This is a genomic window from Herminiimonas sp. KBW02, from assembly GCF_003852535.1.
Lineage (GTDB): Bacteria > Pseudomonadota > Gammaproteobacteria > Burkholderiales > Burkholderiaceae_D > Oxalicibacterium.
On sequence record NZ_QAJP01000004.1, the window covers coordinates 360,424 to 381,902 of the forward strand.

The 21,479-nt window shown below is 54.9% G+C and carries 22 protein-coding genes and 2 riboswitches; of the genes, 18 read left to right on the plus strand and 4 right to left on the minus strand.

The window, feature by feature from the left end; translation table 11 throughout:
- The first annotated feature begins 103 nt into the window (after positions 1-103).
- From cobT to DBR37_RS06065, 3 genes are read left to right on the plus strand one after another with little or no spacing between them, the layout of a single operon-like run.
- Positions 104-1,141 carry a nicotinate-nucleotide--dimethylbenzimidazole phosphoribosyltransferase gene (gene cobT, locus DBR37_RS06055; RefSeq protein WP_124573576.1) on the plus strand — a complete coding sequence of 346 codons (1,038 nt, stop codon included), beginning with the start codon at positions 104-106 and terminating at the stop codon, positions 1,139-1,141.
- Between the two features lie 23 nt (positions 1,142-1,164).
- Entirely contained in the window at positions 1,165-1,977 is an 813-nt protein-coding gene (locus DBR37_RS06060; RefSeq protein WP_124573577.1) for an adenosylcobinamide-GDP ribazoletransferase, read from the plus strand.
- 8 nt (positions 1,978-1,985) lie between these two features.
- Entirely contained in the window at positions 1,986-2,540 is a 555-nt protein-coding gene (locus DBR37_RS06065; protein WP_124573578.1) for a histidine phosphatase family protein, read from the plus strand.
- A gap of 8 nt (positions 2,541-2,548) precedes the next feature.
- On the opposite strand, the gene DBR37_RS06070 is transcribed toward DBR37_RS06065, so the two are convergent.
- Positions 2,549-3,340, minus strand: a complete 792-nt coding sequence (locus DBR37_RS06070) for a hypothetical protein (RefSeq protein WP_124573579.1) — start codon at positions 3,338-3,340, stop codon at positions 2,549-2,551.
- A gap of 167 nt (positions 3,341-3,507) precedes the next feature.
- Positions 3,508-3,735, plus strand: a riboswitch (cobalamin riboswitch).
- A 79-nt stretch (positions 3,736-3,814) separates the two neighbouring features.
- Between DBR37_RS06070 and DBR37_RS06075 the strand changes: the two genes are divergently transcribed.
- The 14 genes from DBR37_RS06075 to DBR37_RS06140 all read left to right on the plus strand — a co-directional run bounded on the left by DBR37_RS06075 (position 3,815) and on the right by DBR37_RS06140 (position 18,753).
- Positions 3,815-5,767 carry a TonB-dependent receptor gene (locus tag DBR37_RS06075; RefSeq protein WP_124573580.1) on the plus strand — a complete coding sequence of 651 codons (1,953 nt, stop codon included), beginning with the start codon at positions 3,815-3,817 and terminating at the stop codon, positions 5,765-5,767.
- A gap of 151 nt (positions 5,768-5,918) precedes the next feature.
- A riboswitch (cobalamin riboswitch) is annotated at positions 5,919-6,133 on the plus strand.
- 144 nt (positions 6,134-6,277) lie between these two features.
- A complete protein-coding gene (locus DBR37_RS06080) occupies positions 6,278-8,257 on the plus strand; it encodes a TonB-dependent receptor (protein ID WP_124573581.1) in 1,980 nt (659 codons plus the stop codon).
- 127 nt (positions 8,258-8,384) lie between these two features.
- The gene (locus DBR37_RS06085) at positions 8,385-9,410 is read left to right on the plus strand and encodes an iron ABC transporter permease (RefSeq protein ID WP_124574173.1); all 1,026 of its coding nucleotides are present in this window, start codon (positions 8,385-8,387) and stop codon (positions 9,408-9,410) included.
- Positions 9,410-10,183 carry an ABC transporter ATP-binding protein gene (locus DBR37_RS06090; RefSeq protein ID WP_124573582.1) on the plus strand — a complete coding sequence of 258 codons (774 nt, stop codon included), beginning with the start codon at positions 9,410-9,412 and terminating at the stop codon, positions 10,181-10,183. The genes DBR37_RS06085 and DBR37_RS06090 overlap by 1 nt, the downstream gene beginning before the upstream one ends.
- Positions 10,176-10,802, plus strand: a complete 627-nt coding sequence (cobO, locus tag DBR37_RS06095) for a cob(I)yrinic acid a,c-diamide adenosyltransferase (protein ID WP_124573583.1) — start codon at positions 10,176-10,178, stop codon at positions 10,800-10,802. Before DBR37_RS06090 ends, cobO begins: the two co-directional genes overlap by 8 nt.
- A complete protein-coding gene (locus tag DBR37_RS06100) occupies positions 10,803-12,125 on the plus strand; it encodes a cobyrinate a,c-diamide synthase (RefSeq protein WP_124573584.1) in 1,323 nt (440 codons plus the stop codon).
- Positions 12,122-12,670: a bifunctional adenosylcobinamide kinase/adenosylcobinamide-phosphate guanylyltransferase gene (gene cobU, locus DBR37_RS06105; protein WP_124573585.1), complete on the plus strand. Its 549-nt coding sequence runs from the start codon at positions 12,122-12,124 to the stop codon at positions 12,668-12,670. The genes DBR37_RS06100 and cobU overlap by 4 nt, the downstream gene beginning before the upstream one ends.
- A 1-nt stretch (position 12,671) precedes the next feature.
- Positions 12,672-13,616, plus strand: coding sequence for an adenosylcobinamide-phosphate synthase CbiB (gene cbiB / locus DBR37_RS06110; RefSeq protein WP_124573586.1), 945 nt, complete (start codon positions 12,672-12,674; stop codon positions 13,614-13,616).
- Complete coding sequence (gene cobD / locus DBR37_RS06115) at positions 13,609-14,601, plus strand: threonine-phosphate decarboxylase CobD (protein WP_124573587.1); 993 nt, start codon at positions 13,609-13,611, stop codon at positions 14,599-14,601. Before cbiB ends, cobD begins: the two co-directional genes overlap by 8 nt.
- Entirely contained in the window at positions 14,598-15,506 is a 909-nt protein-coding gene (locus DBR37_RS06120; protein WP_124573588.1) for a cobalamin-binding protein, read from the plus strand. Before cobD ends, DBR37_RS06120 begins: the two co-directional genes overlap by 4 nt.
- Before the next feature lie 23 nt (positions 15,507-15,529).
- Entirely contained in the window at positions 15,530-16,960 is a 1,431-nt protein-coding gene (locus DBR37_RS06125) for a cobyric acid synthase (protein WP_124574174.1), read from the plus strand.
- A 210-nt stretch (positions 16,961-17,170) separates the two neighbouring features.
- Positions 17,171-17,785, plus strand: a complete 615-nt coding sequence (locus tag DBR37_RS06130) for a ParA family protein (protein WP_124573589.1) — start codon at positions 17,171-17,173, stop codon at positions 17,783-17,785.
- Positions 17,782-18,297: a DinB family protein gene (locus DBR37_RS06135; RefSeq protein WP_124573590.1), complete on the plus strand. Its 516-nt coding sequence runs from the start codon at positions 17,782-17,784 to the stop codon at positions 18,295-18,297. Before DBR37_RS06130 ends, DBR37_RS06135 begins: the two co-directional genes overlap by 4 nt.
- A 45-nt stretch (positions 18,298-18,342) precedes the next feature.
- Complete coding sequence (locus tag DBR37_RS06140) at positions 18,343-18,753, plus strand: PilZ domain-containing protein (RefSeq protein ID WP_124573591.1); 411 nt, start codon at positions 18,343-18,345, stop codon at positions 18,751-18,753.
- A 33-nt stretch (positions 18,754-18,786) separates the two neighbouring features.
- Here the strand turns inward: DBR37_RS06140 and panC are convergent, their stop codons facing one another.
- The 3 genes from panC to DBR37_RS06155 are packed head-to-tail and all read right to left on the minus strand — an operon-like array spanning position 18,787 to position 20,777.
- Positions 18,787-19,626, minus strand: a complete 840-nt coding sequence (gene panC, locus DBR37_RS06145) for a pantoate--beta-alanine ligase (protein ID WP_124573592.1) — start codon at positions 19,624-19,626, stop codon at positions 18,787-18,789.
- Positions 19,627-19,685: 59 nt separating this feature from the next.
- Complete coding sequence (locus DBR37_RS06150; RefSeq protein WP_124574175.1) at positions 19,686-20,543, minus strand: ScpA family protein; 858 nt, start codon at positions 20,541-20,543, stop codon at positions 19,686-19,688.
- Between the two features lie 21 nt (positions 20,544-20,564).
- On the minus strand, positions 20,565-20,777 hold the full coding sequence (locus DBR37_RS06155; protein ID WP_124573593.1) for a DUF3460 family protein: 213 nt from the start codon (positions 20,775-20,777) through the stop codon (positions 20,565-20,567).
- A 222-nt stretch (positions 20,778-20,999) separates the two neighbouring features.
- On the opposite strand from DBR37_RS06155, the gene bamE reads away from it, so the two are divergent.
- The gene (bamE, locus tag DBR37_RS06160; RefSeq protein ID WP_124573594.1) at positions 21,000-21,479 is read left to right on the plus strand and encodes an outer membrane protein assembly factor BamE; all 480 of its coding nucleotides are present in this window, start codon (positions 21,000-21,002) and stop codon (positions 21,477-21,479) included.

The window sequence follows — 21,479 nt, forward strand, 5'->3', positions numbered from 1 at the left end:
TGCTTGCGTGCCGCTAAAGCTGCAAATTATTGTCAAGCTATCAGCGTTTCGCAAGCTTGATGCGCTATTTGGCATACGCGCACAGCAGATTCCTACACCCGACATGACTACACTTTCTTCTACCGAGAACACCGCTTTATCTGCTGCGCTGGCGGCGGCCATCAATAACAAAACCAAACCGCTGGGCAGCCTCGGCATGCTGGAGAAGCTGGCGCGCCAGATCGGCCTGATCCAGCAAACCACGCAGCCGCAGATTATTGATCCTGCGCTCATCGTTTTTGCCGCTGACCACGGCATCGTGGCCGAGAATGTTTCGGCCTATCCGCAAAGCGTGACCTGGCAAATGGTGGAAAACTTCCTGGCGGGAGGGGCGGCAATTAACGTGTTTGCAAGGCAGAATCATTGTGCGCTGCACATCGTGGATGCCGGCGTGAACCATGATTTTGGTGCGCGTGACGGTTTGCTGGATCGCAAAGTGGCTTACGGTACACGCAACTTTGCGCAGGAAGCGGCGATGAGTGCTGAGCAATGCGCACAAGCGATAAGGGCCGGACGCGAGCTGGTCGCAGGGATCAACGGTAATGTCCTGGGTTTTGGTGAGATGGGTATAGGCAACACCACATCGGCGGCCGCCATCATGCATGCGATGACCAGATTGCCTGCGGCCGAATGCGTAGGCGCTGGGACCGGTCTCGCGCAGGCAGGCATACTGCACAAGCAAAAGGTAGTGCAGGATGCCGTTGCGCATCATGCAGCCATCGTTGCGCAGAATGCACCATTGGAGATTCTTGCCACTTTTGGCGGCTTTGAAATCGCCATGATCGTCGGCACCATGCTGGCTGCGGCGGAACGACGCATGGTCTTGCTGATAGACGGCTTTATTATTACCAGCGCCCTGATGGTGGCTGCGCGCATCGAGCCGGCTATCCTCGACTACTGTGTATTTGCGCATTGTTCGGATGAGCACGGACATCGCCAAATGATCAATCACCTCGGTGGTCGTCCGGTATTGCAGATGGGTTTGCGCCTGGGTGAGGGGACCGGCAGCGTGCTGGCTTTGCCGATGTTGCATGCAGCGGTCAACTTCCTGCGTGAAATGGCAACCTTTGAATCTGCTGACGTCAGTCAACAAAACGCTTAAATCTATAAAAATATCAGCACATCATGGAATCAGAGATCGTCCCGCACCAAAGTTTCGCTACACGTTGCCTGCATCAGCTGCGCCTGTTCTTTGTCGCCTTGCAATTCTTTACACGCATCCCGGTGCCGCGCTGGGTAGGCTTTGATGCGCAATGGTTGCAACATGCGTCGCGCTACTTCCCGGCGGTCGGCATCGTGGTAGCGCTGGCGACCGTCGTGGTCTACATCATTGCTTCGTTGCTATGGACGCAGTCGATTGCGGTGCTCTTATCGACCATTGCCGGGATTTACCTGACTGGTGCGTTCCATGAGGATGGTTTTGCTGACACCTGTGACGGTCTGGGTGGTGGCAGTACGCCGGAACGTGCGCTGGAAATCATGAAGGATTCGCGCATCGGTGCTTATGGTGCGATCGGCATCGGTCTGATGCTGGCGCTGAAGTGGATGGCGCTTTCCAGTCTGCCATCACCTGCGGTGGTTTCCGCCTTGCTGATAGCGCATCCACTGTCGCGCCTGGCAGCGATCAGTCTGGTGTGGCGCATGGAATATGCAAAAGAAAACGGGAAAGCGAAACCAATTGCGCAAGAGATGTCTAACCAGGAGTTCGGCATCGCTGCCGGTACTGTCCTGTTGCCTATAGCATTGCTCTGCCTCACCGGTTTACTGCCTGTATCTGGCGTTGCATGCGGGATATTGTTTGCCGCGCTCGCCACACTCTGGCTGGCGCGCATGTTCCAGCGCCGCATTGCAGGTTATACCGGTGACACCCTCGGTGCCGTCCAGCAAGTGACAGAAGTCGCATTTTATCTTGGAGTATTGACTGTCATTACCCATTGAGGAGTGCCATGCATCTTTATCTCGTCCGTCATCCACGTCCGATAGTTGCTGCTAACACTTGTTATGGCAGCACGGATCTGGCTGTTGCCGCGGAAGAGTTGGCATCGGCTCATGCGTCCTTGTTGCCGGTGCTGCCCAAGAATGCGAAGGTATTTTCCAGTCCCTTGCGTCGTTGCATGGACTTATCGGAAAGCCTGGCGCAGACGCTGGGCTGTGCCAAACCGACCTACGATGAGCGACTGGCGGAAATGCATTTTGGTGATTGGGAAATGCGTACCTGGGATGACATTCCGCGCACCGCTATCGATGCGTGGAGCCAGGATATGGTTGACTATCAACCTGGTGGTGGCGAAAGCGTGATGCAGGTCGCACATCGGGTACGCGCATTCCGTGACGAGCTGACTGAGTTGCAAGTCGACCACGCCATCGTCATTTGCCATGCTGGCATCATCCGCCTGCTGGCAGCCTGTGAACATGGTTTGTCGGTGCCGGAAATGGCTTTGTATGCGGCGCAGAAGCCGCACAAAATACGCTACGGAGAATTACTGGTAGTTGACTGCTAAGCGGATGGTTAACGTGATTGCTGGCGCATCAGCTTCACCACTATATGCAGCACTTGCGCTGCAGCCTGCACTGAAACCACATCACGTCCCCATGGCTTGCGTTCTTTGGGCAAGATACGCAACCAGCTAAAAGCGCTCGCCGCACGTTTTACTTCACGCTGCACAGCGACATCATCCTGCAATAAATAATCGAGGTAGATTTGCGCGATCGCTTGCCTGTCCATATGCAGGATGTAGGCGGTCGAATGCAAATAAAGCAACCAGTCGCGCGCTTGCGCTGCCGCCAGCGGCATGACTTTGCTCGGATCGTCTTCAAAGTCGATAAAGCTGATCTTGCCTTCATGCGCAATCATATTGCGGGCGAAACATTGGCTGGCGGTCTGTCCCAGACGGTGCAACTCGAGGATAGCCTGCAAGCCGTTCTTCCAGTATTCCTCTGCTTTTTGCGGTTGCTGGCGCAGCAACTGATCGACCGAATTTGCGCCGAGGAAAGACAGCGCGAACCACTCCGGCGTCACGTGCAGCACTTCGGGTACGGATACGCCTGCCGCAGCCAGTGCACGCAAACGGGCCACTTCAATCGCCTGTGCTTCACTGCCGCCCGGTGCCGGCACTGCGCGCAACATGGGTTGGCCGAGCAGGCGGGCCAGCGTATTCAGGACCGGATAACCCCAGTGTTTGAGCGGTGCTTCCAGTCGCTTGACGATAAGCGGCGTGCCATCCAGCTCCACCAATTGCGTGCGGTCCTGCTTGCGCGCCAGTTGCGTGGTGATGGTTTGCACTTGCTCGGGAGTAAACATGCGTAGGTGTGAGATTGCAGCGAAGCGTGGATTATAGACCAGAGCCCTTGCCAGGTGGCATTCTGCGTGTGTCGGGGGCTGTGGCCATGCCGGCACATCAAAAGCCGTTAAATTGTCGTTAAATTACCGCGAATTTGCTGCAAATTTGCCGATAAATGGCCCCAGTCGTACAATGGCGCAGTTTTGGTGCCCGCGGACATGTCCATGTCCGCAGTTAAACGGGAAACACGATGCCACAGGCTAAGGTGTGCTGCCCCCGCAACGGTAAAACAAGCGTCAGTTCGAAGCATTCGTCCGACTGACAGAGCGTCCCTCAAACCACTGTGCTTTCGCATGGGAAGGTAGGACGTTCAGGCTTGTCAGCCCGGATACCGGCCAGAACAGGTGCAAGCATGCGGATGATCACGTTCATGCTTGCGTTGAACTCGACCCGCGGGGAGGCAGGTCGGGTGCTATCCATTGAATAAAGTAAACATGAAATCCCTGCCATCACATCGCAGCACTGCTGCATGGAAACCGCTCGCGCTGGTTTCCGCACTCGCTACCCTCAGTTTTCCTGCTGTCGCGCAGGTTGAGACTGGTCAGAAGCTGACCCCGGTTACTGTTTCGGCTTCGCGCTTTGAAAATGATCCTTCGCTTGCACCTATCGGTGCGTCAGTCATTACCGCGGAGCAGATTCGTGAAGCGGGCATAGGCAATGTGAACGAGGCTATTCGCAAGATTGGCGGTGTGTACGGCCGCCAGAATCTGAACGGCACTTCAGACTTTGCGCTCGACTTGCGCGGTTTCGGTGGCACCAGTGATAACAATATGGTGGTGTTGGTAGATGGTGTCCGTATATCGGAGAACGAACAAACTGTTGCGCTGATGTCTATGATTCCTATCGAGTCAGTCGAGCGTATAGAAATCGTTCGCGGTGGCAGCAGTGTTTTGTATGGCGAAGGAGCAACTGGCGGCACGATTCAAATTATTACCAAGCGTGGTGCAGCCGACGCAACGCACGGCACCCTTTTCGCAGAAGTGGGCAATCGTAATAGCAAGGAAGTACGCGCATCCTTGTCCAAAGGGTGGGATAAATTTTCTATCAATGCAAATGTAGGTGCTGTACAAACGGATAATTACCGTGACCGTAATTCATTGAAACAAGAAAACTTTAGTGGCGGCATGCAATGGGCGCTGGATCAAGGACGCGTAGGTATGCGGATTGATGCGTCACGCCAGAACTTTGATTTGCCAGGTGGAATTACTTGGGCGCAGTTTTTGCAAAATCCTAAGCAGGCGAAGGACCTGGCTAATTTTAGTTCGATAGACTCGACTCTCTATACATTATTTGGTGAGCGTCGTATCGGCAATTGGGAGCTCGCTGCGGATTTGTCATATCGTGAACGTCAAGGTGACTATTTCTCACCAACATATCAAAGCACTTATGACGGACGTTCTTCTCAATTCTCTCCTCGTGCACGTCATATCTTAAAAGCAGGAAACGTGACGAATGAATTCGTCGTCGGATTTGATATTGGAAGATGGGGGCGAAACACAACGGACAGTGCTGGTGCTGCGGATAATGCCAAGCAGCAGTCCAAAGCACTATATATACGCGATGAAATTCGATTTGGAAAAGCGCGTGTTGCGGCAGGCGTTCGCCATGAGATATTTGATCAGAGTTCGCGTGGTGGAAAAATATACGACAAGAAATTTTCGTTAAATGCCTGGGACCTGCAGGGTAGTTATGAGATCACGCCGATTGTGAGTGTTTTTGCGAAAACGGGACGCAGTTATCGCGTGGCAAACGTCGATGATAATGCGTACACCGTAGGTAATAAATTGCTTGAGCCGCAAAAATCTGAAGATGTCGAATTGGGCGTTTCTTTGGGTGACAAGAGCGATAAGGTAACAGCTAAATTGTTCCGTCATAAATTGAAAAACGAGATTTTTTATGATTCGAACATCTTCAACAATATCAATCTGGATCCGACCAAACGTGAAGGTATAGAGATTGAAGGCAAAAAGCGCCTGACAAGTGATTTTTCTCTTTCCGCGGTACTGCGCCATATGTCTGCCAAGTTTTCTGAAGGACCTTATGCAGGCAATGAAATGACCCTGGTACCAAGAAATACGGCGACCGTGCGCTTAAGCTGGTTGCCAGGTAACGGCCAAAGTGCGGACGTTGGCGTGCAGTGGATTGATTCGCAACGCTATAGCAATGACTTTACTAATGCCTGTAATTCACGGGCCCCATCTTTTACAACCCTGGATGCGCGCTATGCAAAACGCGTTGGAGCATGGGAATTCGCGATTACTGGCGCAAATTTAACGGATAAAAAATACTTTAGCCAAGCGTTTGGAAAATGTATCAATGATACGCAATTAGGTATTTATCCAGACCCTGGTCGTTCGGTAAAGCTATCCGCCCGTATGGATTTTTAGCATAGGGTATAGAGCACATGTTTTTGATGACATGTGCTCTATCTTTTTATTCACGATACATGCAATAGACTTGGCTTTAGAGTTTGTTGCACAAATAGAACGCCACACCCGCTAAATCACCTCCAAAGTTGCGGCTCACCCGCATGGGCCTTACAATGACGCCAGTTTTGGTGCTCGCGGACATGCTCATGTCTGCAGTTAAACGGGAAACACGAGGCCTCAGGCTAACGTGTGCTGCCCCCGCAACGGTAATCAAGCGTCACTTTCGATGACAGATCGTCTCTCACACCACTGTGCCATGTGCATGGGAAGGTGAGACGCTCGTGCTTGCTAGCCCGGATACCGGCCAGGACAGGTGGAAATGCCGCGAACGGGGATGTTCGCGACGCGATTCGTTCATGTGCAGCCTGCTGCTTCCTGTCTGTTTCGGTCGTTAATCGGTTCCGGTATTTCTTTTCAATTCAGCCTGCGGGGAGGTGGGCTGGATGCTGTTTCTACTGAAAAGAATCAATGAAATCCGTATCATCAAATTGCAGCCTCGCTGCATGGAAGCCGCTCGCGCTCGCGTCCGCCTTGGCAACTTTGTCATTCCCTTCTGTTGCGCAAACTGCGCCAGATCAAAACCTTTCGACGGTTACCGTTTCTGGTTCTCGTTTTGCGAATGATCCGTCATGGGCGCCAATCGGAGCTTCGGTAATTACATCGGAGCAAATGCGCGAAGCCGGAGTGAATAACGCAAATGAGGCTATTCGAAAAATTGGTGGTGTATTCGGCCGCCAAAATTTGAATGGAACGTCTGACTATGCTTTGGATCTGCGCGGTTTTGGCTCTGCCAGTGATCAAAACGTAGTGATCATGGTTGATGGCATACGTTTGTCTGAGAACGAGCAGGCGACGGCGCTGATGTCGTCCATTCCGGTTGAGTCGATTGAACGCATTGAAATTGTCCGCGGTGGCAGCAGCGTGATGTATGGCGAAGGTGCAACCAGTGGCACGATTCAAATTATCACCAAAAGAGGTGCCGCAGGGGCAACGAGTGGTTCTTTGGTGGGAATTGTTGGTAGCCGCGAATATCGAGAGATGCGTGCTTCGCTTACCAAGGGCTGGGATAATTTTTCGCTTGATGCAAATTTGAGCGGGTTGAAGACTGATAACTACCGCGATCACAATGCATTGCGTCAGGATAATTTCAGCGGTGGTTTGCAATGGGCCTATAAACAGGGACGGATAGGCGTGCGTATCGATGCAGCGCGCCAGGATTCCCAGTTGGCGGGTAGCCTTTCGAATCTGGACAAGTTTTATCAAAATCCCAGACAGTCAAATAGCATTAGAAATGCCTCCATCGATTCAGATCGATATACCTTGTTCGCTGAGCACCGTATAGGTAAATGGGAACTCGCAGCTGATCTTTCACAGCGTTACAAGAGAGCTGTATCGGGAAATCAAGGTGCTATCCCGAATATCTATGATGGTCGAGTCACTCAGTTTTCCCCGAGAGCGCGTTATTTGACCGGATCCGGTGACTTCAGAAATGAATTGGTATTTGGTTCTGACTTCTCCAAATCTTCGCGCCGCTTGAGTTCGAATGGCATTGTCAGCCGCTCCGGTTCGCAGGATTCCAGCGCTTTCTACATTAAAGATGAAATTAATTCAGGTAAGGCGCGCGTATCGGTAGGCGCACGACGTGAATACTTTGATCAAGGTATGACCGGAACCAGAGCATATGACCAGTCATTTGGTATAAATGCAGCTGACATCCAGGCAAACTATGAGTTCACGCCCTTGCTGAACGTGTTCGCAAAAGTCGGACGTAGCTATCGCGTGGCGAATATTGACGAAAATTCCGGATCAACTAAATCCGGTCGTGCTATCAAGCCGCAAACATCGAATGACTATGAGTTAGGTACTTCGCTGGGGAACGCACAACAGAAGGTTATTGTGAAATTGTTCCGTCATGATCTGAAAAACGAGATCTATTATGACCGTAGCATTCCTTCGGACGCGACTAGCGGCTTTGGCGCAAATACAAATCTGGATCCAACCCAACGGGAAGGTATCGAGCTTGAAGGACGTGCAAAGTTAAGTTCAGCGTTTTCTGTCGTAGCGATATTGCAGCACGTATCAGCCAAATTTACTGAGGGTCCTTATGCTGGCCGTGAAGTAACTTTGGTGCCAAAAAATAACGCAACCATGCGTTTGAACTGGGTTCCTGGCAACGGGCATAGCGCAGATATCGGCGTGCAATGGGTAGACAAGCAACGATACGGTGGCGATTTCAGTAATGCGTGTACAGCACGTATTCCTGCATTTACTACGGTTGATGGACGTTATGCGATACGCTCGGGTGCATGGGAATTTGCCGTCAGCGGTACTAACCTGACCGGTAAGGACTATTTCAGCCAGGCGTTTGGTACGTGCGCGAACAATTCCGCTAGTATTTATCCGGATCCGGGTCGCGCAGTTAAGTTCTCCGCGCGTATGGATTTCTGACCGTAAGGGATAAAAAGCTTTACCATTGTCGCGCATGCGGTACCTGAGTAAATGGTGCCCCATGCGCGAATTTTTATGAGGATGTCCGAATGTCGTTGCGCCCATGAGTACGGTAGTGAATAAAAGCATGCATGTAGCTGCGTTGCAGGGGCGGACGCGCGCGTGGACGGTGTTGTCTGTTTTGTTTGTGTTGGCTTTGCTGAGTTTTGTGGTGGCAGGCGTAATGGGTTCTGTCACTTTGTCTTTGGGCGATATCGCTGATGCGATCCGTGAATTATTGCGCGGTAGCGCTGACACTATGGCGGCAACGCTGGTCGAGCTACGCCTGAGTCGTGCGCTGTCCGCGTTTGTGACAGGTGCAAGCCTGACCCTGGCTGGTGTGATGATGCAAGCATTGCTGCGTAACCCTTTGGCCGAGCCTTATGTGTTGGGTGTGTCAGGTGGTGCTGCAGTGGGTGCTTTGGCTGCGATGCTGGTGTGTACGGTGGCATGGATAGTCGACGTCGCAGCCTTTGGCGGCGCGATTGCAGTTTCCCTGATTTTGTTTTTGCTGGCACGTCGCGATTTGCGCGGTGCGGCTGGTTCGGATGGCAGTGCACCTTTGTTGCTGTTGACGGGCGTGATCCTGGCTTCGGGTTGTGGTGCGCTGGTGACGCTGATGCTGTCGATAGCACCTGACAATCGTTTGCGCGGGATGGTTTTTTGGCTGATCGGTGACTTGTCCGGTACCCAGTTTCGTTGGGTGCCGTGGATGGTTTTGGCGGTGGCTATTTTGTTTGCGGTACGCGCCGCACGCGCGATTAATGTAATTGCCTTACATGCAGAAGCGGCTGCCACCCTTGGTATTAATGTCGCGCGCTTTCGCGCGGGTTTGTTTGTCTGCTCGGCCCTGTTGACTGCGAGTGCTGTGAGCAATGCCGGTAGCATAGGTTTTGTGGGTTTGATCGTGCCGCATGCCTGCCGCTTCGTGCTGGGGCCTGATCACCGCTTGTTATTGCCTGCCGCCACGCTGGTAGGTGGGACCTTCCTGGTACTGGCAGATACTTTGGCCCGCACCATCGTCGCGCCGCAGCAACTGCCGGTCGGTGTGATTACCGCCATCATTGGTGTGCCTGTATTCCTGTTGCAGTTGCATCAGTTGAGGAAGCGCTGATGAAAGCCATTAATCTCAAATTAAGTATTGCTGATCGTGTCCTGGTGGACGGCTTGCAGTGGCAGATCGGGCCGGGCGAGTGCTGGTGTGTTATCGGCCGTAACGGTGCAGGTAAAAGTACTTTGTTGCGCACTCTGGTTGGCTTGCGTGACGCCGATGGCGGCGAGCTGGAACTGAATGGCCGGGCATTAAGCAAATGGCCGTTGCAGGATCTGGCGCGCGAGCGCTCCTATTTGCCGCAAGGGCGCAGCGATGCTTTTGGTTATCGCGTGATTGAAACAGTGTTGACGGCACGTCATCCCTATCATGAGTCGGCGTACTGGGAGTCGGATGCCGATTATGTCGCCGCGCATACCGCGCTACAGACTATGGACGCCGATATGCTGGCAGAGCGCGATGTGCGCTCTTTGTCCGGCGGTGAGCGGCAACGTGTTGCGATCGCCGCCGTATTGGCACAGGATACGCCTTTGATGTTGCTGGATGAGCCGACCAGTGCGCTGGATCTGGCACATCAGGTCAGCGTAATGGCTTTGTTGTCCAGATTATGCCGGGATCAGCAAAAAGCGGTAGTGATGGTCAGCCATGACTTGAATCTGGCACATAGCGTGGCGACCCATGCATTGTTATTGATGGGTGACGGTCGTTGGCATGCCGGACCAGTCGATGAGGTGATGCAGGCGTCGCTCCTCAGTGAATGCCTCGGTCATCCGATCGAGATCGTTAAACACGGCAAGCGCACAATTTACCTGGCAGTTGAGGAAGAAAATGAGTGAAGAAAAGATTAACGACGCTGACGGCCTGAACGAACGGCACAATGCGCGCATGGCACGCAAGAAAGAAGTCGTCGATAAGAAGATAGAAGCGGCCAAGCGCAATGCAGGCGTGCTGGTGATTACCTGTGGCAATGGCAAAGGTAAAAGCTCCAGCGCCTTCGGCATGGCGGCGCGTGCTTTAGGCCATGGCATGAAGGTAGGCGTCGTGCAGTTCATCAAAGGTGCAATCGCCACCGGTGAAGAAAACTTCTTCCGTCGCTTCCCCGATGAAATCAGTTTCCATGTCATGGGCGAAGGCTATACCTGGGAAACGCAGAACCGCGAGCGGGATGTCGCCAATGCCGAGAAGGCGTGGCAGCGTGCGCAAGTCTTGCTGGCCGATCCGGCTGTCGGACTGGTGGTGCTGGACGAGTTGAATATCGCCTTGAAATATAAATACCTGGATGTGCAGCAAGTGATCGCCGACCTGCAGGCACGGCCTGAGATGCAGCACGTTGTGATCACAGGTCGCGGCGCGCCGCCGGAATTGATTGCGGTGGCTGACACGGTAACCGAGATGCAACCAATCAAGCATGCGTTTGCAAATGGCATCGCCGCGCAACAAGGCGTGGAGTGGTAGATGAGTAGTACAGCGAGTAGTGCAGCGCATACGGCCCGCATCGTCCTGATCTCCGGCATCGCGTCCGGGCAGGGTAAGACCACGGTCACTGCAGCACTGGCGCGCAAGCTGATACGCCAGGGTTTGCGGGTGCGTGTGTTCAAGACTGGCCCTGATTACCTCGATCCCATGATCTTGCAGCGCGCCAGCGGAGCGGAAGTGTATGCGCTCGATTTATGGATGGTAGGACTCGACGATTGTCGTCGCTTGCTGGCCAAGGCTGCGAGTGAGGTTGATGTCGTCCTCATCGAAGGCGTGATGGGTTTGTACGATGGCGACCCTTCGTCAGCTGATTTGGCGCGTGCTTTTGGGGTGCCGGTAGTCGTGGTGCTGGATGCGGCCAAGATGGCGCAGACCGTCGGCGCAGTAGTACTCGGTCTGCAACAATACGGCCCGGTCGATTTGGCAGGCGTCATCGTCAATCGTATCGCCAGCGCCTCGCACGCCAAGATGGTGACGCAGGGCATACGCAATGTGCCCATCCTCGCGACCTTGCCTAAGCAGGCGCAAGCTTTACCCGAGCGCCACCTGGGTCTGGTGCAGCCGGATGAAATCGCGCAGGTCGATCAGGTGCTGGATCAGATGGCGGATCAGATCGAGATCGATATGGTGGCCTGGGATGCCATTCCGCCAGTGGTGCTGGATGCCAGCCTGACGGCAACGAGCGCGCCACAGTTATTGGCGGGTAAAACAATCGCGATAGCGCGTGATGCAGCGTTTGCTTTCGTTTATCACGCCAATCTGGAATGCCTGCGCGCAGCAGGTGCGACACTGACATTCTTTTCACCATTGAATGATGAAGCGATCCCGGCTGATGCGGATGCGGTGTATATCCCGGGTGGATATCCTGAGCTGCATTGCGCTACCTTGTCGGCGGCAAAGAACTGGCAGGATTCGATGCGCGCGGCCTATGCGCAGGACGTGCCGATACTCGCGGAATGCGGCGGCATGATGGTGATCGCGGATAGCCTGACCGATGCCGATGGCAAGCAATGGCCTATGGTGGGTCTGATGCCAGGCGAAGTCGTCATGCAGGGCAAACTGGCCGGGCTCGGCATGCAGTCGCTGGCGACTGAAGACGGCGAACTGCGCGGCCATGCCTTCCACTACTCAACGCTGAGCACATCGGTTGAGCCACAGGCACAAACTGTCAAACGCTCGAATGGTGCGCAAGGTGAAGCGGTGTATAAACGCGGCGCGCTGACAGCGACTTATTTCCACGCTTACTTCTCATCCTGTCCTGTTGCAACCGCACGCATATTTGCACCGGAGAAGAAGGCATGACACGCACCCTGATCATCGGTGGTGCGCGTTCCGGCAAGAGTGCGCATGCGGAAGTATTGGCGACGGCCTCTGGCAAGCCGGTGGTGTATATTGCTACTGCACAAGCGGGTGATGTCGAGATGCAGCAGCGCATCGCGCATCACAGGGAGCGACGTGACGGCCTCTGGCAAACCGTCGAAGAAACGCTGGCATTGGGCGCTGTCATAGAAAAATACAGTCGCGCCGACAATCTCTTGCTGGCCGATTGTCTGACGGTCTGGTTGTCGAATCTGCTGTTTTCCGAGCATAAAGAATTCCCCGAGGTCGGCGCGATAGATGCTCCGGCCGCGTTCACCGCGCAGCGCGCGGCTTTTCTGCAAGCGCTGGAAAATGCGCCGGGCGATGTGATCCTGGTTACGAATGAAGTCGGGCAGGGCATCGTGCCGCAAGGTGCGATCTCGCGCTGGTTTGTCGATGAAGCTGGTCGGTTGAATCAGGCGGCTGCAGCGATCTGTGATCGTGCGGTGCTGGTGGTGGCTGGTTTGCCGCTGAGCCTGAAGGGCTGAGATGTTGTTCGGTTTATCTTGTGGCGTGATTGCCATCCTGATGTTGCTGGGCGTGTTGCTGGATATGCGCCTGGGTGAAGCGACGCGCTGGCATCCATTGGTCGGCTTCGGCAACCTGGCGATACGCATGGAAAAGAAACTCAATGACGGCGCGAGCGCGCGTATTGCACGTGGCGCGCTGGCCTGGATGCTGGTCGTCCTGCCTTTCGTTTTATTGACCTGGATACTGACTTTCTGGCTGGCGCAATTCGATGCCTTGCTCGCCCTGGGTGTGCATGCGTTGCTGCTGTACTTCAGCCTTGGTTTGCGCAGCCTGCGCGACCATACCTTACCGATAGCGCATGCCCTGATGGATGGTGATTTGCCACAAGCGCGTTTGTTGACCGCGCGCATCGTCAGTCGCGATACGCAGCAAGCCGAAGAAGCTGACCTCGCAAAAGCCGGGGTCGAGTCCCTGCTGGAAAACGGTAATGACGCGGTGTTCGGTACCTTGTTCTGGTTTGCCGTGGCGGGTGGCCCTGGCGTGGTTTTGTTTCGTCTTGCAAACACGCTGGACGCGATGTGGGGTTACCGCACAGAACGCTATAACGAATTTGGCCGGGTCGCGGCACGCGTCGATGATGTGTTGAATTTCATTCCGGCGCGCCTGACCGCACTGTCTTATGCCGTGCTCGGCAATACCAAGCAAGCCTGGCTATGCTGGCGCGCGCAGGCACCAGCCTGGTCCAGCCCGAATGCCGGGCCAGTCATGTCTGCCGGTGCCGGGGCTTTGGGTATCTCGCTCGGTGGTGCTGCCATTTACGACGGTGAATTGGAAAACCGGCCACCGCTGGGCACTGGTCCCCTGGCTACCGGTAAAGATATCGCCCGTGCATGGCGTCTGGTGCGTATGACTACGGCACTGTGGTTGCTGCTGATCTGTATTGCAGGAGTGATCTATGCTTGAGCACGGCGGCAATATTAACGATGCGATCCGGCGCTATGGACGCGCGCGTGCGGATTGGCTGGATCTGTCTACCGGCATTAATCCGCAGGCTTATCCGGTACCACAACTGAGTGCCGATGTATGGCATCGCTTGCCGGAGCCGAGTACTGCATTGCTGGAAGCGGCGCAAACATATTACGGTGCGCCGCTGTTATTGCCGGTGGCTGGAACACAGGCGGCGATACAGGCTTTACCTCGTTTGCGTACGCGCAGCAGGGTAGTGATCGCGGCGCCTTCCTATGCCGAGCATAGTTATCAATGGCGTCAGGCCGGGCATGATGTGCGGGAAGTGGCTTATGACCAGCTGGAAGCTGAGCTCGATCAGTGCGATGTGATGTCGGTCTGCAACCCGAACAATCCGACCGGTGCGCGTATTGCTCCGGCCGTGTTGCTGGAGTGGGCGGCACGTCTGGCTGCACGCGGTGGCTGGCTGATCGTGGATGAGGCGTTTGGCGATATGACGCCGCAGGAAAGCGTTGCAGCTTATACCGGGCAACAAGGTTTGATCGTGTTGCGCTCGGTCGGCAAGTTCTTTGGCCTGGCAGGTTTGCGTCTGGGTTTTGTCGCGGCGCATACAGACTTGCTACAGCAATTGGCGGATGTGCTGGGGCCGTGGACGGTCAGTGGTCCGGCGCAGCAGATAGGAACTGCTGCTTTGTCGGATACGGCCTGGCAGCAGACGATGCACACGCAATTGCAGGAGAGCGGAACACGCTTGCAGCAATTGCTGGCCGAATATGGCAAGCAGTCGAGTGGTACAGCATTGTTTCAGTATTGGCAGGATGCACATCCGGCGCAGTTTGCCGAACAGATGGCGCAGCACGGGATCTGGATCAGGATTTTTTCGCATGGCGTGCGTCTCGGTTTGCCCGCAGATGAAGCAGGCTGGCAGCGTTTGCAGCAAGCGCTGCAGTCGGTGTCTCAGCATAATCAGGAAATGAAATGAATAAATTTTTCGTATCAGCGGTAGCCATGAGCGTAGCGATGTTCGCTGGCGCGGTACATGCTGCGATCAGCGTCAAGGATGACGGCGGCAATACCGTTACCTTGAATAAACCGGCGCAGCGCATCATCTCGCTGGCGCCGCATGCGACCGAATTGATTTTCGCGGCGGGTGGCGGTGATCGCATCGTTGGCACCGTTGGTTATAGTGATTATCCGGCTGCAGCTTTGAAGATACCGCGTGTCGGTAGTCATCAGCAGGTAGACGTGGAACGCATCATCGCGCTCAAGCCTGATTTGCTGGTGGTGTGGTTGCATGGCAATTCCGAACGTCAGCTTGAGCACGTACGTAAGCTGGGCATCCCTTTCTATTTCAGCGAACCGAAGAAGTTGACCGATATTCCGACCAGCATAGAGCGACTCGGTATGTTGATGGGGACGGAAGCACAAGCGAATAAGGTGGCGGCTGCCGAGCGTACCGAACTGGCACGCCTGACCGAGCAATATCGCAATCGCCCGACGGTACGCATGTTTTATCAGGTGTGGGGCAAGCCTATCTATACGCTCAATGGCGGCAACATCATGAGTGATGTGATTCGTCTGTGCGGCGGTGAAAACGTCTTCGCCAATCTGGCTATCCCTGCGCCTGTGGTGACGACTGAAGCTGTGCTGCTGGAGAATCCGGAAGTGATGATGACAGGTGATCGCCAGGCCGAGAAGTCCGGCGGGCTGGAAATCTGGAAGCAATATAAAAACGTGCTCGCAGTGAAAAACGACAATTTGTTTTCGGTCGATGCCGATCTGGTGAATCGTGCCGGCCCGCGCCTGATCGAAGGTGCGGCGATGGTGTGCGAAAAACTGGAGCTGGCGCGTAGCCGCCGCAGTGCCAAGTCTGACGTCAAACCATAAGCGATATGAAGCTAGACACACTGATGGTGCAAGGCACCACCTCGGATGCCGGTAAAACCACGCTGGTTGCGGCCTTGTGTCGCTTGCTGGCGCAGGAAGGCATCAAGGTCGTACCGTTCAAGCCGCAGAATATGGCGCTCAACAGTGCAGTGACTGCAGATGGCGGCGAGATCGGACGGGCGCAGGCTTTGCAGGCGGTGGCGGCAGGTTTGCAGCCGCATACGGATATGAATCCGATTTTGCTCAAGCCTTCCAGCGATACTGGTGCGCAGGTGATTATTCATGGCAAGGCGCGCAGCGATATGAATGCACGCGATTACCATGCGTATAAGCCGGTCGCGATGCAGGCGGTGCTGGAGTCTTATCAACGTCTGAAAACACAATACGAATCAGTGCTGGTCGAAGGTGCAGGCAGCCCGGCCGAAGTGAATTTGCGCGCACGCGATATCGCGAACATGGGCTTCGCCGAAGCGGTGGATTGCCCGGTGATTCTGGTGGCAGATATCGATAGGGGCGGTGTGTTTGCCCACATCATCGGTACGCTGGCGTGTCTGTCCGAGAGCGAGCGCAAGCGCACCGTTGGTTTTGTGATCAACCGTTTCCGTGGCGATATCAGCTTGCTGGAACCCGGCCTGAAGTGGCTGGAAGAGCAAACCGGTAAACCGGTGCTGGCGGTTCTCCCCTATCTGCACGGTTTATTCCTTGATGCAGAAGATGCGGTGGAAACCACGCAGGCTGCGCGCGGTGCTTTCCGTGTCGTGGTGCCGGTACCGCCGCGCATCAGCAACCACACCGACTTCGATGCCTTGCGTGCGCATCCTGACGTTGATCTGCAACTGGTCGGGCCGGGGCAGCCTATCCCGCCTGCCGACCTGATTATCCTGCCAGGCAGTAAGAACACCCGCGGCGACCTCGACTGGCTGATCGCCAACGGCTGGCGCGAAGCATTGCTGCGCCATGCGCGTTACGGCGGCAAGATCATCGGCATTTGCGGTGGTTATCAAATGCTGGGCATGACGGTGGCTGACCCGCATGGTGTAGAAGGCGCACCTGGTGTATCGCAAGGTTTGGGCTTGCTGGATATCGCCACCGAGTTGACACGTGAAAAGCGTCTGGAGCAGGTCAGCGGTACATGTGCGTTTGCCGATGCCGATGTCAACGGTTATGAGATACACATGGGTACCTCCGAAGGTGCGGCGCGTTCCAATCCTGCTTTCATGATAGACGGGCGCGCAGAAGGTGCGCGTTCTGGTGACGATCATGTGCTGGGTACCTATCTGCATGGTTTATTCGATACTCCGTCTGCCTGCTCGGCCTTGTTGCGCTGGGCAGGACTGGATAGCGATGTGACGGTAGATACCGCACAATTGCGCGAAGCCAGCCTGCAGCGCCTGGCGGATGCGGTGCGCCCTTTATTGGCTGCCTTGCGCGCCTTGCCCGACTACCGGGCCTGATCTGACAGCGATTCCCCGCTGACTGTAGTATTCCTGCTACGCAGGCACTGTCAGGAAAATGGCGTATTGACCTTGCAACACAGCATGATATTCTTGTCTGAAAATCAATTTGCGGGCTGCCGGGACATTAGCCCCACAGCCTGACTTCCAGTCTGGCCTCATCCGAGTGCCAGCAGCAAGTGCGGAATACCACATTAAAAGGGGAAATTCATGCCAGTGATCGTTATCGCCAATCCCAAGGGCGGCGTAGGTAAGAGCACGCTAGCCACCAACGTAGCCGGGTATTTTGCCGCGCAGGGTCATAGTGTGATGTTGGGCGATGTCGACGTACAGCAATCTTCCCGTTCCTGGTTATCGTTGCGACCCGCTACGCTGCCGACTATTCAGGCGTGGGAAATTGATGACGGCCATGTCGCCAAACCGCCCAAAGGTACGACGCATATCGTGCTCGATACGCCAGCCGGTTTCAGTGGCAAGCGCTTTGAGAAAGTCATGCAGATCGCCGATAAGGTCATCGTGCCTTTGCAACCGTCGATGTTCGATATCCTGGCGACGCAGGAGTTTTTGCAAAAGCTGGCAGAACGCAAAGAGAAATTCGATCTGGGCGTACTCGGCATGCGCGTGAATGGCCGTACCCGCGCCGCTGATCAATTGACGCAATACGTCAATGGACTCGGCATATCGGTGCTGGGCTTTTTGCGTGATACGCAAAACTATGTGCAGCTCGCCGCGCATGGTAGCACCGTTTGGGATATCGCACCATCAAGAGTAGAGCGGGACCTGGAGCAGTGGCAGGATCTCGTGCAGTGGCTGGGAAAGAAATGATTACACCTGAATACGCACATTTATTGGCACGTTATAACCGCTGGATGAACGACAAGATTTACACCGCCAGCGAGCAGTTAAGTGATACCGAGCGCAAGGCTGACCGCGGCGCTTTTTTCAAATCCATACACTCGACCCTGAACCATCTGGTATGGGGCGATGCGATGTGGCTGGGACGTTTCACCAAAGGTACGGCGCTGGAACGTGCGATGCCGACCACACCCGGCGGCGTCGATGTACATGCTGACTGGAATGAGTTGAAAGCAGCACGGGCGACGCTCGACCAGGAGTTGCTGGTGTGGGCTGCGAGCCTGGATGCAGACTGGCTGGCACAGGATTTTAGCTGGTATAGCGGCATGACCAAGAGCATGCGCAGCGGCCCGGCCTGGCAATCAGTCACGCATATGTTCAATCATCAGACCCATCATCGCGGACAGGTAACGACCTTGCTGTCGCAGCAGCGCGTCGACATTGGTGCGACTGATTTAATGATGATGCCGAAAGAGGCTTAACGCTCCCGGAGCGCTGTCATCAAGCAGTAATGCGGCATGGGTAGCATGCAGACACTGACTCATCCTGGAGAGTGTGTCTTCATGAATGCGCATGCCGCCCTGCCCAATCCCGAACCCCGTCGCAAGGAACAACGCTTCGTCTTTCGCCGACGCGGGCTGATGACGCGTGGCGCGACGACTACGCAAATTCATACAGTGGATGTGTCCGCGCAAGGCATGGGAGTGATGGGGCAGGAGCCGGTGAGGGCGGGCGAGATTTGCGCGATCATGCTGGATACACTGGTGGGCGGGCGCATGATGCAATTGAAGTTCAACTGCAAGGCGATGGATTGCACCCTTGCAGGGATACAGGGTTTCCGTACCAGCTTATATATCGATGGCAGTGTGGAAGCGCATCAGCAGCAGTTGCAGAAGATTATTGCGACCTGCTCGGCAACGACGCGTGACCTGGGCTGACTATTTGCAGTGTTCCAGGTCAGGCACACATCATTAAATTTCCAGATTGTCGATCAGGCGGGTGACGCCGAGTTTGGCGGCTGCCAGTACCACCAGCTTTTCACCTTGTGCCATATCACCGGCGGATGGTGGTTGCAGATTGTTTTGTTTGCGGATGGAGATGTAATCCGGTTTCCAGCCACGCTTGCTGAGATCAGCCATGGCCTGGCGTTCCAGTTCAAATATATCCAGATGGCCGCTGCGCACTTCATTGGCAACCGCATTCAGGCTTTGGAACAGTGCAGGTGCTTCAGCGCGTTCCTCGGCTGACAAATACACATTGCGTGACGACAAGGCCAGGCCATCTTCGGCACGGTAGGTATCGGCGGCGATGATCTCGGTCGGCAGTGCAAACTGTTTCGACATATTGCGCACGATCATCAACTGCTGGTAATCCTTCTTGCCGAACACGGCGACGCTAGGCTGTACGCATGAGAACAGTTTCAGTACGACGGTGGTGACGCCGGAGAAGAAGCCGGGACGGAATTCGCCTTCCAGCGTATTACCCAGATCATCCGGTGGGCGCACGCGGAATTCCTGCGGTTCCGGGTACAGGTCTTTTTCCGTTGGTGCAAACAGGATGTAGACGCCTTCTTTTTCCAGTTTCTCTACGTCAGCCTGGAAGGTACGCGGATATTTATCGAAGTCTTCATTCGGGCCGAATTGCAGGCGATTGACGAAAATCGACGCGACGACCGGATCACCATGCTTGCGCGCCAGGCGCATCAGGGACAAGTGGCCGTCATGCAAATTGCCCATGGTCGGGACGAAAGCAGTGCGTAATTGTCCGCGCAAATGATCGCGCAATTCTTCGATACAAGAGATGATCTTCATAAATCTGTCTTAGTGAATTGGTCGCCGCTACAGTACTTCAGCGATGAGAGAGCGAGGGCCTAACTAGGTGCGTAAGCCAGTCGTACGTAAATTGGCGCAAACGGTTCTGCCTGCGTGATTTCGATCAGGGTTTCTTTGGCCAGTTCGAGCAGGGCGACGAAGTTGACCACGACCACCGGCACACCGCGCGAGGGGTCGAACAGATCGGCAAACTCAACAAATTTGGTGGATTGCAAACGACGCAGGATAGCGGTCATGTGCTCACGCACCGACAATTCTTCGCGGCTGATCATGTGATGCGCGGTCAGCTTGGCGCGTTTGAGCAAGTCTGCCCAGGCTTGCTGCAGATCGACCACTTCCACTTCAGGCCAGCGCGTGACGATGCTTTGCTCGATGTAAACCTGCGTGCGGACATAATCGCGGCCCAGTTGCGGCAGGGCGTCGATTTGCTGCGAAGCCAGTTTCATTTGCTCGTATTCGAGCAGGCGACGGACCAGTTCGGCACGCGGATCGGCCGCTTCTTCGCCGGTATCAGCCTTGCGTACCGGCAGCAGCATGCGCGATTTGATTTCAATCAGCATGGCCGCCATCAGCAGATACTCGGCTGCCAGCTCCAGATTGTGCAGACGGATCTGGTCGACGTATAGCAGGTACTGCTTGGTAACCTGCGCCATCGGGATGTCGAGGATATTGAAGTTCTGCTTGCGGATCAGGTACAGCAAGAGATCGAGCGGACCTTCAAAGGCTTCGAGGAAGACTTCCAGTGCATCCGGCGGAATATACAAATCCGTCGGCATGCGGAACAAGGGTTCGCCGTATAAGCGTGCATAAGCAACGCCGTCGATGACATCCGGCGTGGTATCCGGCCTGCCTTCGACTACAAGATCAGGCGCACTTGAGGGCAAGTGCGCGAGCATCGTGTTCGGGCTGTTGCTCATTTATTTCAGTTTGTTTTGATACACGTAGGCTTGCTGGCGGACGGCGGACGCCTGGTTACGCGCTTGCTGGTCGAGGTCGATCGGGGTTTTATCCCACAGCAAGGCACGGCCTGCACGCTGGGACTCTTCCAGTTGCGGGTTTTTTTCTTTCAGCGTATTGATGAACTGAGTAATTTCGGACTGGTAGTCGGAGTGCTGTTTGCTAAGTTTCATGAATAAATTGGCAACAAGTTAGAATCAGACGCTATTTTACCTTGTCTTGTCGGCTAAGCTGCTATGGAAACGGTAAGTGTCTCAGATATGTCAAAGCGGCATTATTTTGTTGCCAGCAATCTTGTTATCATGTGTTTTCTGCAATAAGGACGAAAGTCGCCGGGCGGTCGCAGGCTGGCCGCAGTTCAGTGTCGTCGGATGGGCGTAAGAATGGGGAAAATCATGCGTACCTTATTGGGTTTCTTTTGCAGCCTGTTGATGCTGGGCTGCCAGCAATCGGAGTTTGGTTTGGAAAAATTGACGAAGGGCGTCTCCACCGAGGCCGATGTGCGCAGCACGATGGGCGAGCCCGAGGTGGTATGGGAAGAGCACAACGGCTCACGTACGCTGGAATATCCGAAAGGCCCGGCCGGTCATCGCACCTATATGGTCGATATCGATGCGCAGGGCAAGTTGCGCGACTACACTCAAGTGTTGACCAACGATAACTTTGCCACCATCAAGGTTGGCATGACGCGGGATGAAGTGCGGCGCAAGCTGGGCAAGCCGCGCACCGTAGGGAAATTCAACCTGAAGAATGAAGAAGTCTGGGACTGGCGTTACCTCGAAGGGCCATCGATAGAGCGTTTCTTCAACGTGCATTTCGATCTGACTACCGGCAAGGTCACGCGTACTTCGGTCTCCGATCCGACTTACGGCTAA